Origin of the sequence: Acidaminobacter sp. JC074, assembly GCF_022496765.1 — a bacterium.
GTDB lineage: Bacteria > Bacillota > Clostridia > Peptostreptococcales > Acidaminobacteraceae > JABXKX01.
On the sequence record NZ_VANV01000006.1, the window covers coordinates 52291 to 69854 of the forward strand.

Sequence of the window (17564 nt, forward strand, 5' to 3'; positions counted from 1 at the left end):
ATGCGTCAATTTTTATCTGTCAAAAATGATTTTGTGTTTAAGAAGTTATTTGGTGAACCAGGTTCTGAAGACGTACTCATAAGCTTTCTTAAGTATGTTTTAGATGAAGACATTGATTCATTAGAAATTCTTAAGGGTCTTAATTTAGAAAAGAGACTTATAAACGATAAACAGTGTTTTGTAGATGTTAGGGCTAATCTAGCTGATGGCAGTCGCTTGAACATTGAAATACAGTTAAAAAATGAGTATAATTTAAATAAGAGGACCTTCTATTATTTGTCCAAGTTGTACATAGAAGGCTTTGAAAAAGGACAAGACTATAAAAGTCTCAATAAAGCAGTGACTATTAATATCTGTGATTATAATGTATTTGGTATAGAAGCATGTCATTACAGGTTCAGGTTAAAAGAAGAACGATTTGACATAACAGATTTTCTTGAAGTTATGGAAATACATTTTCTAGATCTGACTAAAATTAAGACTGATGCCAATGAAAATATTGTGTTAAAAGAGTGGTTGGAGTTCATTAAAGCTGATGATGATGAGGTGATTAGAATGTTATCAAAAAAGAATAAGGATATCCTAAAAGCTTCAAAGAAACTAGAGGAACTCTCTTCTGATGAAGAAATTCGTTTGATTGCAGAAAGTCGTGCAAAGTATTTGAGTGACTATAATTCTAATATTGCTGGTGCAGAAGCAAAAGGAAGGTTTGAGGAAAAAATGGAAATCATAAAGAGAATGGTTTCTATGAACGTGTCTCTGAAAGATATTTCAAAGATGGTTAATTTGTCAGTAGATGAGGTTAAAGAGCTTATTGTGAAGTCTGATGAGTAATCTTAATGATGAGGTGATTAGAATGTTATCAAAAAAGGATAAGGATATCTTAAAGACATCAGAGAAACTAGAGGAACTTTCTTCTGATGAAGAAATTCGCTTGATAGCAGAAAGTCGTGCAAAGTATTTGAGTGACTATAATTCTAATATAGCCGGTGCAGAAGCAAAAGGTGTGAGAAAGACTGAGATTCGTGCTATTAAAGGTATGTTAGAGATTAATTTATCTCTTGAAGAAATTGCAAGAGTGCTGAATCTGTCACTGGATAAGATTAAAGAACTAATTAAAGATAATGATTTATAAACCGCTTCATCAAGCGGTTTTTGTGGTTTACTTGTAGTGGGAGATCTGATGAAGAATTTTAAAGTAAGATTTGGTAGTAGATTTATATGGAGGACATTTGTAATATGGTTGGGATCGCTTTTAATTCCTGCTATATTGTTCTTTTTATTTTTGTATATTCAATATGGTGCCAATGTGTTTAGTGTGTTTGATGGTGGCTTTGATCCAATGAGAACCTTTGGTAACTCTACTTTTGAACAAATTTCAAGAGAAATTAGTGTATGGGTAGCTGAGTCGCCAGACTTTGAGAACCATGAAAACATCACTGAAGAAGTGGATGCTCTTTTAGGTAATCGTGGTAACCATAGTGCAATGATATTAATCAGACGTGGTGACAAGTTGGACGCCTTAAATACCATTACAAATGATGATTTGAAAGTCTTACAAGAAGAGTTTAAGAATGTCAATTTAGGCATGCTACCAGCCTATGGAGAGTTTTCAACTGAAATCAATGAATACCTTGCTGAGGAAAATGGCTATGTAATTGTAAGGCAAATTGATTTCAGATATCCTGATGGTGAAAAAGGCAGTGTTTATTTCTTTATCAAGTACACCAATGTATCTTATGAGATTATAAAGGTCTTAGGCAATAATATCATGGGTGTCGCACTTGTAATGATGCTTTTAAATGCAGTGGGAACTTTTGTTGCCATAAAGAAAATGTCAAAGCCTATAGAAGAGTTAAGAGATGTTATGCAGTCCTATAAGAATGATGATTTTTCTAGAAGGTTACCTGAAGTGCCAGAAAAAAGATTCACTTATGTCATCAATTCAGCTGTCAATGATATGGCTTCATCTTTACAGGAAAACCAGAAGCTTAGAGAAGACTTAGAACTTAGAAGAACAGAGTTCTTTTCAAGAGTATCTCACGATACCAAGACGCCACTGGCATCAATTAGAGCTCATGCAGAAGCCTTAAGAGATGATCTCATAAGAGATGAAGACAAGAAGAAGAAGTATGTTGGTAATATCATCAGTAAAGTGAATGTGTTGGATAATATGATCAGTGAGTTGAACTTGTATTCAGATCTTGAAATAGGCGTCAACCAATATGATTTTACAGAACTGAATATCAATGATTATATAAAGGATGTTCTTGGTGAGCTAAGGTATGATTACGAGGAAGATAAGCTTAAACTTGATTATCAATGTTATGACAGTGACCAAAGAGTGTCGATAGATGTTCAGCGTTTTCATAGAGTCTTTATGAATCTTATCAACAACTCTTTAAAGTACTCTGATAAAAAGCCTGTTCACATTGATGTGACCTTGGTATCGGTGGATAAACATGCAAGGATAACCTTTAGAGACAATGGTATGGGTGTAGATTTAGAAGAGCCTAATGTACTCATTGAATCCTTTAGAAGAGGTGATGAATCACGTAACCCTAATAAGGCAGGTTCTGGACTTGGTCTATCCATTATTAAAACCATAGTTAAAAAACATAAGGGAACCATGAACATTCATTCAGTTTATGGTGAATACTTTGAAGTTGAAATCACACTTCCAACCTTATAATAAAATCTCTCTTCTTTGAGGAGAGATTTTTTACGTTTGATTCCTCAAAATAGATATTTCTTACAAGTTTAAGGAGTGAAATACGAAAATTACAAAGATTTTAATCAAGCTTTTTCGATATAGCTCAGATCTTTGATATTGAACTTAGACCAATGAATAGTTCAGAAATCATCAATGATTTTAAACATGGTTTTCATGATGAGTTTGGAAATTAGAGAAAATCTTAAAAGACTAGATGCTCACACAGTATTTTCGTATCAAAAAAATACTATGTGAGTATTTTATTCGTACTAAAAAGGTACTGTGACAGTATATTATTCCTACGAAAAAAATACTATTATTACGCTTTATCTGTCTTGAACAATAATTTTATTAGTGTAGATTTGTGATCATATCACTTTGAAATATAGTAATAAGCCCATCCTATTTTGGATGGGTTACTTTAGAATAATCATATTTGTTATAACTTCTATGTCATAAACTGCTTGAATCTGCGCTTTTATTTCATCTAAAGCTTGGCAGAAAAGCTTTATGTTAAGGTCGTCATTTACATAGGTATTAAGTGTAAGAATCTTATTCTTGTAGCCGTAATCGTTAAGAACTAAATCATCTATATGGTCTATATAAGGTGATTGCTCAAACAATGTATAAATTCTTTTTTTAGTTTGTTCATCAAGTCCAAGTCCAATTAAAACCTTCTTATGATAAGAAATGGTTCTAAGCCCGGTTAAGATCATAATAAGAGACATGATGATAATAGAGATTTTGGAGGCATTTGTCTTGGTTAAAATGCCTGATAAACTGATGACATTTACCATACCCATAAAGGCTTCGTTTCGAGTGATGAGACCTATGATTCTTAAAGAAGTTGATTCTAGTTCATTAGCTTCCTTTATAGTCATGCTTCCTACATAATACTTAATAAAAGAAACCAGACTTATGATCAATAAACTTATATGGTCAAGGTGAGTTTCATGACCAAGATGAAGCCCTTCTCTAAAAAAGACAATACCAAAATATACTAGAACAATAGAGAGGGAGATGTTAAAGAAATATTCCTTTCTTCCATTGATCAAGCGTTTTTCTTTGTCTGTTAGGCTTTGGTTCTTTCTGATAAATCTTAGGTTGGAGTAAGCAATTGCACCACCGATGAAGGCGCTTGATGCCTGAGCATATAATAAGATAGCGTCTAATCGTTTTGCAAGTATCAAAACAATAAGGCCTAGAAGAAGGTTCATATAAAGTTCTAGTTTAGTTGCTTTCATAATAGACGCTTGTCTCATATTTCACCTATCTCTTGATGCCATCCAACAAGTTTTTAAATGTATCTTCCCCAACATCTACTAGGCTGTAGTCGCCTTTGTGAAGAATCCAGTCAAAGACAATACCTCTTTGCGTTCTGTGAATGATGTCCGTTAACTTGTCTAGATCCATTTCTATAAACTGCTCGTTTTTAATACCTTCATTTACAATTTCTTTTAAGAACTTATAAGTGTTTCTTTCCTTGCTAATTAAGTAATCTGTTTTATTGTTAAGAGATGTCTCAGTAGAGTACATAATGGATGCAATTTCATAATTAAAATTATCTTCAAAGAACTCAAACTGCATTTTGATGAAGTTCAAAAGATGAGTGATGGCATCTGGACTTTGAGATTTTTCGAAAAAGTCTTTATACATGAGATCACTTCTGTAGAAGAGTTCAATGATTATATTTTCTTTTGTCTTAAAGTATGTAAAAAAGGATGCATGTGAAATGCCTATTTCATTGGTTATATCGATTGTACGCGTTGCCAAGTAACCTTTTTCTCTGAACATTTTTATGGATGCTTGAAATATTTTTTCTCTAGTTATTTCTGATTTTTTTTGCTTCATGTTTCCTCCGTCTGCATAATTTTGAGTGAACTTAATTTGATTATACATGAATAATGAAAAATCGAAAAGTGATTCTTAGCCTACTGCTGTAAAGTCTGACTGAGAGATTTAATCTTATTTGATTTCAAGCTTAAATCTTTAATTCTTTCATTGTTATAGAGGGTAGTTTTATCTATTTCTGACGTAGAAGCAGACAGTTCTTCAATGATGCTGGTCATGCTTTCGATGTCTTTATAAATAATGTCATACTTGCCCACTAGTTCTTGCATAGATTCAAAGCCCTTCTCTGAAATTTCTGTGTTATGAGAGGCTTTTTCGAGGATATGATTGAACTTACTGGCAATTGCCTTAGCAGTTACTTGACTGTCTTGAATAGCCCTCTCACCTAAACTTATCTTTTCTTTAGAAGCAAGACCATGACTGTTGATTTTTTCTAAAATGTCTCCAATATCAGATGCTATTTGATCACTTTCTTCAGCAAGATTTCTAATTTCTTCAGCAACGATTGAAAAACCTTTACCATGGACACCTGCCCGTGCAGCTTCAATAGAAGCGTTGAGTGCAAGTAGATTGCTTTGACTTGCGATATCCTTGATTCTGTCCAGTGATCCAGTGATGGCTTTAATGGACGCGTTTAAAGCATGGACCGTTTCAGTTGCCGTCCTTACTGAGTCTTTAGTTGTAACAATACTGTTCGACATATCATTTATCTCATGAATACAATCTGTGATGTGTTTATGAATCTCCCTATTAGCCTTAGAAACCTGTCTTATATCTGCTAAGTTTATTTCTACAATATTTTTGGTTGTAGACGATGCATGCCATAGGTCTGTGATATGACTAGCACTGTCTTTGAGACCTACATTTGCTTCTGTTACTATGTGGACCAATTTGTCATTACTGGTATTAAGATCTGTAAAAGCATCGTCCATATAAGCGCTTTCTATGTTTAATGTATTGGCCGTTTCCAAAAGTGCTTGGTTTAGTTGAGTAGTCTTAGCAAGCGAATCATTTGTAAGTTGTGTTTGTGTTTCTGCTTCAACAATGAGTTTACTACCCCAAGAAACCTGAAAAAACATCAAAAGTGTGATGGTGTTTATGATGGTAATTAAGATTGTAAATACCAGCGGGGTAGGTGCTAAAAGATGAAAACCGTGAGGATTGATTATGTATATAGAAATCAATCCTAAATTGAAGATGACAGTGTGTATGATGCTTAGTGTTTTGTTGTAGTAAAGAGTAACCATTACAAAATAGATCAACAGCATGAAGACAACGATTAAATGAACATCACCCTGATACTGTGTATAAAAAAAATTAAGTAGAGGTATCAGGATGATTGAGTAAGCTTTTAAATAAAGTCTATTATTATCTACTTTTATGAAGTAGATGATAGTGATAATGAGTGAAGGCCCTATTAAGTTTAAAAAAGCTGTAGCCATCTGAGAACCTAATGATAATCCCATCATTTGGCTTCCAATTAGTAAATTAAAGATTAATACAAGTATGTAGTTTACTTTAATGGCTTTTTTTAAGGATGTTATTTTTTTTGGACTCATTTGACCTCCACCTATCACTAAAGAATATGAGTTGACTTATATTTTCATTATACACATGTTTTTTAGCTTGTAAAGGAATTTTTGAGTCAACTCAAAAATATCTTGTAATTTCAGAAGTGACCATATACAATAAAATTGAGTCGACTCAAATAAATGACTGGAGGAAAGAATGAAAAGAGCATATATCAATGCAAATATTATTACAGGTGATGCATCTGATGAAGTAATTAGAGATGGGTGTATCATTGTTAATGGCTTAGGTAAGCTGGCTTTTGTTGGTAGGACAAATGAAGCTGCATTAGGACAACTTGAAACCATTGATTTAAAGGGCAGGTATGTTATGCCAGGGCTAATCAACGCCCACATCCATATGTTTACACAGGGTGGACCTGTTAAAAATATGGATTCTAAACAAGCAGCAAAGTTTATGAAATTCTTAAAAACCCGTATAGGTCAGAGAGTGATGAAGAAACTTTATGCCTACAACACAAGTGCATTTATCAATGCAGGTGTCACCACAGTAAGAGATGTGGGATCTTTTATGAATTACGACTTGATGATGAAAGAACTTATTGAAAAGGGTGAAGTCGTTGGCCCTAGAATAATATGTTCTGGTGGCATCATTACACCAACAGGAGGACATGGTTGTGAAATGCCGGGTACTGTCGTTTGTGATGGTCCTATCGAGTTTGCCAAAGCAGTGAGACATCATTATCACTTAAAAACAGACTGGATAAAAATTTGTAATACCGGTGGGGTATCTGATGCTAAATATGTAGGTGAAGCTGGTATGCCGCATATGACCTTTGAAGAAATTCAAGCTGCATGCACAGAGGCTCATAAGAGAAACATGATGGTCGCCTCGCATTGTGAGAGTACAGAAGGCATCATTGATGCTTTAAGAGCTGGTGTTGATACCATTGAACATGGTGCAGATTTTGATGAAGAAATTGCCGAGATGTTTAAAAATAACAGGAAGGCCTTAAGAGGCTATACATCTTTGATTCCAACTTTAGCTGCTGCAGGTGGACTGGTTAATAACAAGGAAAAGTTTATTGATAACGAAGGCAACAGAATAGTGCTTGGCAATGCAGAAAGAATCAGTCAAGGATGTATTGATGGTTTTCAGAAGGCCCTAAAGTACGGTGTTAAGCTTGGTATGGGTACAGATGTTTCAGTTCCCAATGTTACCGCCTATAATACCTATCAAGAACTTCTCTTGTATAAGGACAACTCAGATTTGACCAATCTTGAAATCATTGAACTGGCAACCAAGGCCAATGCCGAAGTACTAGACATAGACCATCTTACAGGTTGTCTTAAGGTTGATTTGGATGCAGATTTTATTGTCCTTAAAGGCAACCCTTTAAAGGACTTAAACAACATAAAGGATCCTGTTCATGTAGTCACAAGAGGATACTTTATTGAAAAGCCAACTTACAAAACCGTTGAAGGTGTAGATTAGGGGGAATCATGAAAAAAAGATATTATGGATGGAATATAGCACTTGTATGTTTGGGATTGTTTTTAATTGGTGCTACACTTACGGTTACTTTAGGCGTATTCTTCCCTGCTATAACAGCCACACATGGCTTTACACAGGCTGAAGTCAGTCTGATTGTTTCTTTCTTTACATTGGGATCACTTGCTTCAGCAGCCATCTATAAAAAAGTTGTTTCAAAGATGAATCTGAAAGTAGCAGTCTTGCTATTTACATTATTCCAAGCAGCTGCAGTTGTTGGTATGTCAATGGCTGATAGCCTTCAAGGACTTTACTTGCTTGGATTTATAGCAGGCTTCTTCGGGTCCAACCTACCAATGTTTGGTCAGCTTCTAGTGACCAACTGGTTTGACAAGAAAAGAGGAACAGCTATGGCTGTTGTTATTTCTGGTGTAGGTATCAATCAAATAATAATCATGCCAATCCTTGTTAATTTAATTGCAGGATTTGATTATAAACTCGCCTTTTTATTTTATGCAGGACTCATGGTTGTTATAGGCGTGATAGGATTTCTTGTAATAAAAGAATCGCCTAAGGTCTTTGGTCTTGAAAAAGATGGTGTCATCAAGTTTGGTGGTAATGTTTCTAATGAAAAGAAACATAGTGATTCCATCAGTGTGCCATTAAAAAAAGCGATTTTTCATAAGTCATTTTTCTCTATCCAAATCATGCATCAATTGATAAATGTGGTTGGTATGGCAATTGGTCTTCAATTGACGACTTATTTGACAAATATTCAACTTACTACAACTGAGATTGCATCCTTTTTTGCCTTGCTTGGTGTGATTTCTTTCTTCTCTAGATTCCTTGTAGGTATCTTATTAGATGTACTAGGTCTAAAGAAATCCAACATCATTTGGGGAATCTCTGGTATCATAGCCATTGTATCGCTACTTCTTTTACCGATAAATCCAACTATGAAGTTTGTTTATATGATTTTCTCTGGTGGTGGTTTGGCTTATACACAAATTATGACGGCTATTGCCTATGCTAGATTCTATGGTGATGAAACATTTCCTCAAATACAGGCCGTTAGTAAGGTGATATCAAGTCTTTGTACGGCAGTAGGTGTTGTTGCTTCTGGTGTTTTAATTGACCAGTTAGGTTTTGCAAAGTTGTATCAGTTTGCCTTAATAGGTTTTGTTATTGCTGTCATCTTTGGTCATATCGCTATGACATCTGGTACAAATCTTCAAAAGAAGCTAAAGGCAGAAGGCAAGTTAAGAAAGATTGCTTAATTAGAATGTAGAGGTGACCATGGGTACAAGTTGTAAAAAAGCATTGATTTACGATACAACCCTTAAGATGTTAAAAAACAAAGATTACATGTCCATCACCATTAGAAAGATATGCGAATCAGCGGGTATCTCTGTTGGCACCTTCTACATCTACTACAAGTCAAAAGATGAGATTATAGAAGAACTTTTTGAAGAGATGACACATGAAATGAATTTTGATGTAACGTGTCAGCAAGTGAATCTTAGTGGCTTAAACCAAGTTTGTCACCAACTTATAGAAGTGATTATACAGAACAAGATTTTAGTTAAGGCCTTTTTTGTTTCAAAGTTATTTTATGAGAAAGAAGCATGCAAGGACCATATACAGGTCCTCATTGAACCTTTTATTATCAAGCATTTTAGTGAAGAGCTTGTCGACCTAGCAGTAAACTCTTTATCGCAACTGATAAAAGGACTTATTTATGAGTGGATAGTCTCTTATTGTGATGACGATATACTTTTAAGGGGAAAAGAAACCATAGACGACTATATATTATTTCTCTTAGATCGAAAAAATGTATCTGATTGAAAGTTGTGTGATATTGAAATACTTTTAGCCTAATAAACCTATCCATCAGGATAGGTTTAATAGTTTATCTGTATGAATGATCAAATCCTTGAAGTAAAAAGAATTAAATGATTGTCCAAACTCATGAACCTTTGCAAAAGTTGTTTCTTCTAATGTAAGATCATATTGTAAAATACTTTGTGCTTTTAAATCAACAATCCAATACTCCTTTACACCTGATTTTGCATATAACTGAGATTTGATGTAAATATCTTTTCTTCGAGTAGAAGGTGATAATACTTCAATGACAAGTGTAGGGATGCCTTCGTATCTATTATTGATGATGTTTTCTTGATCACAAATGACTAACAGATCAGGCTGTACTACGTTTGGATCATCTTTAAAGCATTCAGAATCATTGTAGAGTTTTACATCATATGGTGATGTTAAAGCGGTACACGATTTATCTTCAAAATACCGATATAACTGAACCAGTAGTTCAGTAACTGCTATCTGATGACTATGACTTGGTGCTGCAAGAAGATAGATGACACCATCAATTAATTCGTATCTTGCATCTGAGTTTTCACATATCTTTTGAAATTCTTCATAGGAAATGCGTTTATTCACAAAATAATCTGCAGCTTCTTCCTTTATTGATGATGGATACACTTCAGTGTATCTTTTAAGTTTGGCGACACCTTTTCCATTTTTAGTAATGATGACCTCGTTGCCTTCTAATGCTACATTTAGATACTTGCCAAATGCGTTTTTAAATTTTGTTGACGGTACTCTCATAAAACACCTCCTTAGCTCAATTGTATATCCAAAACAGCTGTTTGTAAAATTAAATAAGCTATAATTGATATAAAAATGGCTTGTTTGGTGTGTAACTCTTTTATAAAGTAGTTAAAGACGATTATGCGCTATAATATATGTATAAAAGTTTTACCTTGGCTTTTGCAGGTATAAGTATTTTGTATAAGTATTATGTTCAATTTTGTGTTTGATGTTTATCATGATTGGATCAATTATAGCTGAAGCTATAGAGTATTGAATATAAATAACCATTTAGTTAAATGAAAGCATTAATGGACTTGAATGTATGGTGTAAAGTGAATAGTTATGTGGATAAATAAGATATTTTAAACCTTGTCCACATGGAGAAAGGGACTTGTTATGGATATGTTAAAAAAAAGAGTAGAAAGAGCATTTCAGTTGACTTATGACTTAATTGATCATTTGGATCAAGAAGCACTGGGACTTCGTTTAGGAAGTTTACCTTCTAATAGCATTGGAGAACAGGCTTGGTGCATAATTGGTGCGAGAGAATCTTATTTAAAAGCAGTTGAGTTAGGTCAGTGGTCTGGTTTTTCATGCTCCTTAAAAGATACAAAAAATAAAAATCAGGTACTGGCTTCTTTAGAAAGGACCAATAAGTCTGCCTTAGAAATGATGGCCTTAGATTTAAAAGACAATCAACTAGAGTATCTTCTGGACCTTCTAGAACATGAAATACAACATCATGGTCAGCTTATTAGGTTTGTTTATGGTAATAAGCTGTCATTTCCAGAATCTTGGCATGGCCGTTATACAGTTTAAGTTTTAAGAAAATCCTTTGGGTTTTCTTTTTTTATGCATATTATTCTCATTTTTTCTTCATGATTTCACATACTTTATCACAGATTTCATAGATTTTAAGGCAGAATTTTCATAATTGATTCGTAAACTTGTATTAAAACAAGGAGGCGATTATGAGTAATGTAACTAATATTTCAAACGATTATATAATTCAACCGACCAATACAAAACCGGTCAATGACCCATCAACACTGAATTCACAAGACTTTATGGATCTGATGATCACACAGCTGCAGAACCAAAATCCTATGGAACCCATGGATAACAATGACTATATAGCCCAGATGGCAGAGTTTTCTGCATTAGAAGAAATGCAGAGCATGAACAATTCCATTAATACCATGTATGCATTTGGCTTAATGGGAAAAGAAGTGACCATTAATAATGCGGATGGGACGACCGTAACAGGTATTGTTGATTCTGTATCTATGAAAAATGGCGTTAACTATTTAGAAGTAGATGGTGTTCAGTACAACTCTCTGTTAGTTATTAGTGCTGGTGAACCTTCAGAGGAGGTTTCGTCATGATGTCTTCACTTTATACAGGAGTTTCGTCACTGTCTTCTAATCAAACCAAGATAGATGTGATATCAAATAATATAGCAAATGCTTCTACAATAGGTTATAAGTATCAAACAGTCACTTTCCAAGATACCATGTATCAGACGGTTAATGCTGCAACCGCTCCAACTGAATCAGTGGGGGGAATGGACCCTAAGCAGGTAGGTTTAGGTGTGACAGTGGCATCTATGACGACCATAAACACCATGGGTTCTTTACAGTATACAGGTAATCCAACAGATATGGCCATCAGTGGAGATGGTTACTTCGTAGTGAAAAATCCAAATGGTGAGTATAACTTCACACGTGCAGGCAACTTCGGCATTGATTCTTACGGCAACTTAGTGACAGCTGATGGTTATCAGGTATGTGGTTGGCAAGAGACAGAAATTCAACCAGACGGTTCTTATGTTTTTACAACATCTACAGAGCCTGAACCGATTAACATCTACAATATCGGTGGTGAATCTTCTTCCACAGTATCACCATCTGTTACAACCAAAGCGACATTAGCAGGTAACTTAAATGCTGCCAATGAAGCTCAAGGTGTTGGTATGCTTGATATTGGAACTGGCGATTTAGAAGCTGATTATATCATGCCAATGACAGTTTACGATTCTTTAGGTGCTGCTTATCAAGTCAATACAGAGTTTTATGAGTGCTACTCTGAAGTGAATGGTGATGGTGATATAGAAACGTCTTACTATTATAAGACTGTCGACGAAGATGGTAATGAGTTAAGCTCAGGCTACCTTAAATTTGATTCTGAGGGGCAATTGGTCACAGATGACACTGATTTTCCTGTTGAAAACTCTGTTACTTTGGACCCTGGTGCTACAACAGGGGCGAGTGAGTTTTCTTTTAATATGGATTTTTCAGGTCTTACCATGTATGGTGCTGAATCCAATGTTCAACCGACTTATGTAGATGGTAATGCAGCAGGTTCTTTACTAAACTTTTCTATTGATGCCAATGGCGTGGTTATGGGAACTTATTCAAATGGCGAGCAGCATCCACTTGGCATACTGTCTTTAGCTAATTTCGATAATCCTGCAGGTCTTCAAAAGACAGGTTCCAACCTATATGCTGCAACACCGAACTCAGGTGACTTTACAACTGGAAATCCAGCAGGAACGGGTGGTACTGGTCAGTTAAGTGTCGGCACACTTGAGATGTCCAATGTGGACTTATCTCGTGAATACAGTGAATTGATTGTTGCCCAGCGTGGCTACCAGGCTTCGTCATCGATTATCTCTACTGTGGATGAACTTTTACAAGAACTGATCAATCTTAAGAGGTAGTTATGAGTCTAAATTCCAGTTTATATACTTCTTATAGCGGTGTTTCTGCAAGTCAGGCATCCTTAACTGTAACAACCAATAATATGACCAATGCATCTACAAAAGGTTATACAAGACAACAGGCCATTCATACATCTATAAATCCGCCTCAATCATATACACTTTCTAGTGCGGGTTACGGTGTGAAAATCGGCCAAGTAAGACGTGTCAATGATCAATTTTTAAGGGAAAACTGCAGGGCTGGATACAATGAACTCTCTTACTTTGAAACCACAAAGAATTATCTTTATGAAGTGGAAACAGCCTTTGGAGATTTGTACGGTTACAATATGCAGACTTCCACAGACGAATTTTTTAATGCATGGGAGGAACTGGCTAAGAGTCCATCTGACCAGGCTGCGCGTGCTTTGGTTTATGAGAGTGGTGTTTCTTTTGTAGACACTTTAAACCAATATGATCATCAACTCGACGCCATTGAAGATTCTGTGATTATGGAAATTCAGAACACCGTATCAAGCATCAACAGCTTGTCGAATGAGCTTGCAAATGTGAATGCAAAAATCGCATCTTCAGTGGACCCACCAAATGAGCTTTTAGATTATCAGGATATGCTTTTAGATGACCTATCTAAGCTTGTTACATGTACATTTACGTATCAGCATGACGGAACGGTCGATGTGACGACCAAAAATGGCATATTAGTTGGGGGAAATTCAGCATATGAAATTGCATGTGTGAGTAAACCACCTAATGGTCTTCCTGAAGCAGAATGGGCTAATGGACAAGCCTTTGATAATCAAGGAGGTTCGCTTGGTGCATTAAACGATCTTTTGTACAATACATTACCAGAAGTGAAGGGTGTTATCAACGATGGCATGATGCAAGTAATTGACAAAGTCAATGAATTACATGCTTCTGGAACTGGATTAGATGGTTCTACTGGTCTAGACTTCTTTGTAGCGATTAATCCGAATGAAGCCTTTGAAATTGGCAATCTACAAGTCAATCCAGACTTGTCTGACTTCAATAAGATAGGAGCTTCTGTGACTGGAGAGCTTGGTGATGGCACTTTAGCAGATGAGATATCTCTTGTTCAAAATGAATCCTTTATCACATCGGGGGATGAAGAAGTCACCATAGATCAATATATTGCTGCTTATACTCAGTGGCTTGGAATCATTTCATCGGATGCACAGTTTGAATATGAAAACCAGCAAACACTCAGTTTGCAACTTGAAACTCAGTTGAGTGCTGTTTCGTCGGTATCTGTTGATGAAGAAATGGCAAACATGATGATGTTTCAGCAAGCCTACAATGCCAACATCAATGTGATGAACACAGTAGATGAACTTTTAGAAAACTTAATTAGAGAATTGGGGTGATATGATGGCATCAACTTTTGGAGGTATTTCACTTTGCTCTACAGGTCTTTATACATCTCAGACCAACTTATATACAACAAACAATAATATCAGTAATGCAGACACTGTAGGTTACACCAAACAGGCGGTTAATCAGAATCCAGGTTATACGACCACATTATCTGATGGTGGTATGGTAGTAGTTATCAATCCTGATGCAATGAGCATAGAGCAGGAACGATCTAAGTATTTGGATTTAAGATATTGGGAGTCCATGCCCTCTTATGGTGAGTGGCAGGTAAAATCAGACGGATTAAACCAGATGGAAACAATCTTAGGGGAACTAGATGAAACCGGCATTGTCAGTCAGTTAGATAGCCTTTTGACTTCAATGGAAGCTTTATCAACAGAACCTCAAAGTTCGGCACCATCTACAGCTGTTATTCAAGATGTCATAGCATTGTGTGACACCTTAAACAACACTGCAAAACAACTTTATGATATGCAAACCAGTGTTGAAGAGGAAATCTTTTACGAAGTCAATCAAATCAATCAAATCTCTGCTGAAATAGCTGGGCTAAATGACGAAATCTTAAATCTCTCTTTAAGTGGTGGCAATGCAAGTGTTTTGATAGATCAAAGAAACTTATTGGTGGATGAACTCTCTTCCATGATGGATATCACAGTTTCTGAAGTTGTTGTGGGAAGTGTGGATGGTGAAAACATCACAAGTTATAACATTATTTGCGACAATAACCTTTTGGTTAATGAAGGAGATTATCAAACGATTCATGCCAAGGAAGTAACTGTCGATGGCATCAGAAATGTTGAATTAGCTTGGTCTGGAGGACAAGTCTACGAACCCGCTAGTGGGAGTCTAAAGGGGCATATGGACTTAATGAATGATTCTGAGTATAAAGGGATTCCTTATTACATGAAATCTCTGGATGAGTTTACAGAAACACTTGTTTCAAATATGAATGCTGTTCATGAATCGGGTTATGGTCTAGATGGTTCTACAGGCATCCCGATGTTTGATCCAAATAAAACAGATGCAATGACCATTTCATTATCAGATGATTTACTAGAGCATCCTGAAAAACTTGCCATGTCTTCTAGTCCTGGTGAGGCAGGAAATGTTGAGAACCTATTTTCTATGATTGATGCCTTAAATGATCCGGATGCATTTTCTGAAGCTTCTTATAAAGATTACATCAGTAAGCTGTCAACGGAACTTCGTTCAGAAACGTCCTATGCAAACAATCAGGTGGAAGGCACGGGAAGTTTGTGCATGCAAATTGATTTGAACAGGATGTCAATCTCTGGTGTATCCATAGATGAGGAAATGACCACCCTTGTATATCAACAACAGATCTATGATGCTACAGCTAAAATGATGAATATATGGAGCGAAATCATTGCGACAACCATATCTCAGCTAGGAGGTTAATGTGCGAGTAACCAGTTCAATGATGATAAAGACCATGAATTATAATTTACAGAAGAATTTGACCAATATGAATGACATGTATAATCAGATGTCTACTGGCAAATCATTTAATGAGGCATCACAAAATCCAGTGGGTGCTGCTAAGTCAATTAAGTATACATCATACCTTATGGAGATAGAGCAGTATCAAGCCAATGCAAATGATGCAGTTTCAAGGTTGAGTGTGACTGAATCGTCCATCAACAGTGTCGAAGAGTTATTAGAAAAAACAAGGGAGTTAACAGTACAAGCTGCAAATGAAACCTTATCAGATGAAGATCGTTTGGCTATTTTATCAGAAATTGGTGAAATTCAGGAACAGCTATTAGAAGTGGGTAATGCCACCTATGCAGGAGAATCTTTATTTGGTGGCTACAACATCGGATCGCAGCCGTTTACTCATGATTCTGACAATCTTTTGATGTATAACGATGGCTATATAAATTTGGAAGGTCCTTATGATGCGTCTATGTCAGATGCTGATATAGAAGCATTATATACTTTACATGCCGGTGAGGCCATTTTAGATGACAGCTCCTCAGAAAATATGATTTACCATATTGGTGAGAATTCGGAGGTTGATGTCAATGTAGAAGGCCATGAGCTCTTTGGTGTGGGAGAATCTTCTGTTTTTTCAGTCGTGGATAAGATAGCGATGGCCCTAGAAGGAAAAGAGACCTATAAAGTCGTAGAAAATGGTGTGGTTGTTGAAAAAACATTAGATCTTTCGGATTTAATAGGTGAGATTGATGATTCTTTGGAGGCTGTACGTTCTACAAAAGCAGAGGTGGGAGCAAAATCTGGATACGTCAATATGTCACTCAATAGACTCAATCAAGATCATTATACCTATACAGCATTGCTTTCTTCCAATGAAGATGCAGATATAGCTCAGGTGTCTATGTATCTTGCAAATGCAGAGACTGTTTATAGTGCTTCTTTATCGGCAGGCTCTAAAATAATCATGCCTTCCCTAGTAGATTTTATTGGATAAACATAATTTCACACATTTCATACACATTTTCATAAAATTTGTTTGATATGCTATCTATAATAATTGAAATGGATTTCAGACTCATGCAGGTATAGAAGGAGCTAGTTAACCTGTAGTTATGGGGGGAATAATGAATTATACTGTTTATTTGGTTTCAAAGGATGAGACCATGAGCCGAATTGTGGCTTTATATGTTCAAAAGGAAGGATGGAATCTTAAGTTACTACCAAATATGGATAGAGCTAAGTTGTGTGTACATGAATCACCTTCTTTATGGATCTTTGATTTAGAACGCATTGATTTGATGAAGTTTGAAGTGATTCATATGATTAAATTACATAATCCAAAAACACCAGTTATTTTGGTTTCGTCTAATGTAGATTCTTCTGACAGATTGATGACCTTAGAGCTTGGTGTGGACGATATATTAGAAAAACCATTTTCGCCTAAGGAGTTAATCATTAAGTCTTTGAGGTTAATGGATAGATCTTATACACCACTTTTTCAACCTGAAAGGTATGAAGTTCTTAGACTACAAGACTATGTTATCAATGAAGGAACCAGAAGAGTTAAAGGATCTATAGATCCAGTCCACTTAACTTCTAAAGAATTTGATCTTCTAACACTTTTCGCAAGAAATTCTGGACAAGCCCTTTCTAGAGAACAAATACTCAACAACATATGGGGCATGAGTGAATATTGCAACGACCGTGTGGTTGATGATTTGGTAAGACGACTCAGAAAGAAAATGGATCAGTTAAGAATAGAAACGATTTACGGCTTTGGTTATCGTGCATGTGTTTAAGGAG

17 protein-coding genes are annotated in these 17564 nt (G+C 35.7%); 13 read left to right on the top strand and 4 right to left on the bottom strand.

The features are described from left to right. The 3 genes from EZV73_RS07620 to EZV73_RS07630 are packed head-to-tail and all read left to right on the top strand — an operon-like array spanning window position 1 to window position 2692. On the top strand, window positions 1-834 hold the full coding sequence (locus EZV73_RS07620; protein ID WP_240839660.1) for an Rpn family recombination-promoting nuclease/putative transposase: 834 nt from the start codon (window positions 1-3) through the stop codon (window positions 832-834). A gap of 22 nt (window positions 835-856) precedes the next feature. Continuing rightward, window positions 857-1135: a hypothetical protein gene (locus tag EZV73_RS07625; protein ID WP_240839661.1), complete on the top strand. Its 279-nt coding sequence runs from the start codon at window positions 857-859 to the stop codon at window positions 1133-1135. A gap of 48 nt (window positions 1136-1183) precedes the next feature. Then, window positions 1184-2692, top strand: a complete 1509-nt coding sequence (locus tag EZV73_RS07630) for a cell wall metabolism sensor histidine kinase WalK (protein WP_240839662.1) — start codon at window positions 1184-1186, stop codon at window positions 2690-2692. 437 nt (window positions 2693-3129) lie between these two features. Here the strand turns inward: EZV73_RS07630 and EZV73_RS07635 are convergent, their stop codons facing one another. From EZV73_RS07635 to EZV73_RS07645, 3 genes are all read right to left on the bottom strand, one after another. Further along, a complete protein-coding gene (locus EZV73_RS07635) occupies window positions 3130-3975 on the bottom strand; it encodes a hypothetical protein (protein ID WP_240839663.1) in 846 nt (281 codons plus the stop codon). Window positions 3976-3982: 7 nt separating this feature from the next. Then, window positions 3983-4564: a TetR/AcrR family transcriptional regulator gene (locus tag EZV73_RS07640; RefSeq protein ID WP_240839664.1), complete on the bottom strand. Its 582-nt coding sequence runs from the start codon at window positions 4562-4564 to the stop codon at window positions 3983-3985. 80 nt (window positions 4565-4644) lie between these two features. Beyond that, window positions 4645-6123 (bottom strand): methyl-accepting chemotaxis protein, encoded by a 1479-nt coding sequence (locus EZV73_RS07645; RefSeq protein ID WP_240839665.1) that lies wholly within the window; start codon window positions 6121-6123, stop codon window positions 4645-4647. A gap of 169 nt (window positions 6124-6292) precedes the next feature. Here EZV73_RS07645 and EZV73_RS07650 point away from each other — a divergent pair, with 169 nt between their 5' ends. From EZV73_RS07650 to EZV73_RS07660, 3 genes are read left to right on the top strand one after another with little or no spacing between them, the layout of a single operon-like run. Beyond that, the gene (locus EZV73_RS07650; protein WP_240839666.1) at window positions 6293-7588 is read left to right on the top strand and encodes an amidohydrolase family protein; all 1296 of its coding nucleotides are present in this window, start codon (window positions 6293-6295) and stop codon (window positions 7586-7588) included. An 8-nt stretch (window positions 7589-7596) separates the two neighbouring features. Beyond that, window positions 7597-8862: an MFS transporter gene (locus EZV73_RS07655; RefSeq protein ID WP_240839667.1), complete on the top strand. Its 1266-nt coding sequence runs from the start codon at window positions 7597-7599 to the stop codon at window positions 8860-8862. A 19-nt stretch (window positions 8863-8881) separates the two neighbouring features. Then, complete coding sequence (locus tag EZV73_RS07660) at window positions 8882-9430, top strand: TetR/AcrR family transcriptional regulator (RefSeq protein ID WP_240839668.1); 549 nt, start codon at window positions 8882-8884, stop codon at window positions 9428-9430. Window positions 9431-9475: 45 nt separating this feature from the next. Here EZV73_RS07660 and EZV73_RS07665 read toward each other — a convergent pair whose 3' ends face one another. Beyond that, window positions 9476-10207, bottom strand: coding sequence for a type II toxin-antitoxin system prevent-host-death family antitoxin (locus EZV73_RS07665; RefSeq protein ID WP_240839669.1), 732 nt, complete (start codon window positions 10205-10207; stop codon window positions 9476-9478). 381 nt (window positions 10208-10588) lie between these two features. Between EZV73_RS07665 and EZV73_RS07670 the strand changes: the two genes are divergently transcribed. The 7 genes from EZV73_RS07670 to EZV73_RS07700 all read left to right on the top strand — a co-directional run bounded on the left by EZV73_RS07670 (window position 10589) and on the right by EZV73_RS07700 (window position 17560). Beyond that, the gene (locus EZV73_RS07670) at window positions 10589-11011 is read left to right on the top strand and encodes a hypothetical protein (protein WP_240839670.1); all 423 of its coding nucleotides are present in this window, start codon (window positions 10589-10591) and stop codon (window positions 11009-11011) included. A gap of 152 nt (window positions 11012-11163) precedes the next feature. Beyond that, a complete protein-coding gene (locus tag EZV73_RS07675) occupies window positions 11164-11577 on the top strand; it encodes a flagellar hook capping FlgD N-terminal domain-containing protein (RefSeq protein ID WP_240839671.1) in 414 nt (137 codons plus the stop codon). Next, a complete protein-coding gene (locus EZV73_RS07680; RefSeq protein ID WP_240839672.1) occupies window positions 11574-12911 on the top strand; it encodes a flagellar hook protein FlgE in 1338 nt (445 codons plus the stop codon). Before EZV73_RS07675 ends, EZV73_RS07680 begins: the two co-directional genes overlap by 4 nt. Window positions 12912-12913: 2 nt before the next feature. Further along, the gene (flgK, locus tag EZV73_RS07685) at window positions 12914-14293 is read left to right on the top strand and encodes a flagellar hook-associated protein FlgK (RefSeq protein WP_240839673.1); all 1380 of its coding nucleotides are present in this window, start codon (window positions 12914-12916) and stop codon (window positions 14291-14293) included. Between the two features lie 4 nt (window positions 14294-14297). Then, window positions 14298-15722: a flagellar hook-associated protein FlgK gene (gene flgK, locus EZV73_RS07690; RefSeq protein WP_240839674.1), complete on the top strand. Its 1425-nt coding sequence runs from the start codon at window positions 14298-14300 to the stop codon at window positions 15720-15722. 1 nt (window position 15723) lies between these two features. Next, a complete protein-coding gene (gene flgL, locus EZV73_RS07695) occupies window positions 15724-16755 on the top strand; it encodes a flagellar hook-associated protein FlgL (protein ID WP_240839675.1) in 1032 nt (343 codons plus the stop codon). A 130-nt stretch (window positions 16756-16885) separates the two neighbouring features. Then, window positions 16886-17560: a response regulator transcription factor gene (locus EZV73_RS07700; protein WP_240839676.1), complete on the top strand. Its 675-nt coding sequence runs from the start codon at window positions 16886-16888 to the stop codon at window positions 17558-17560. Window positions 17561-17564 lie beyond the last annotated feature (4 nt).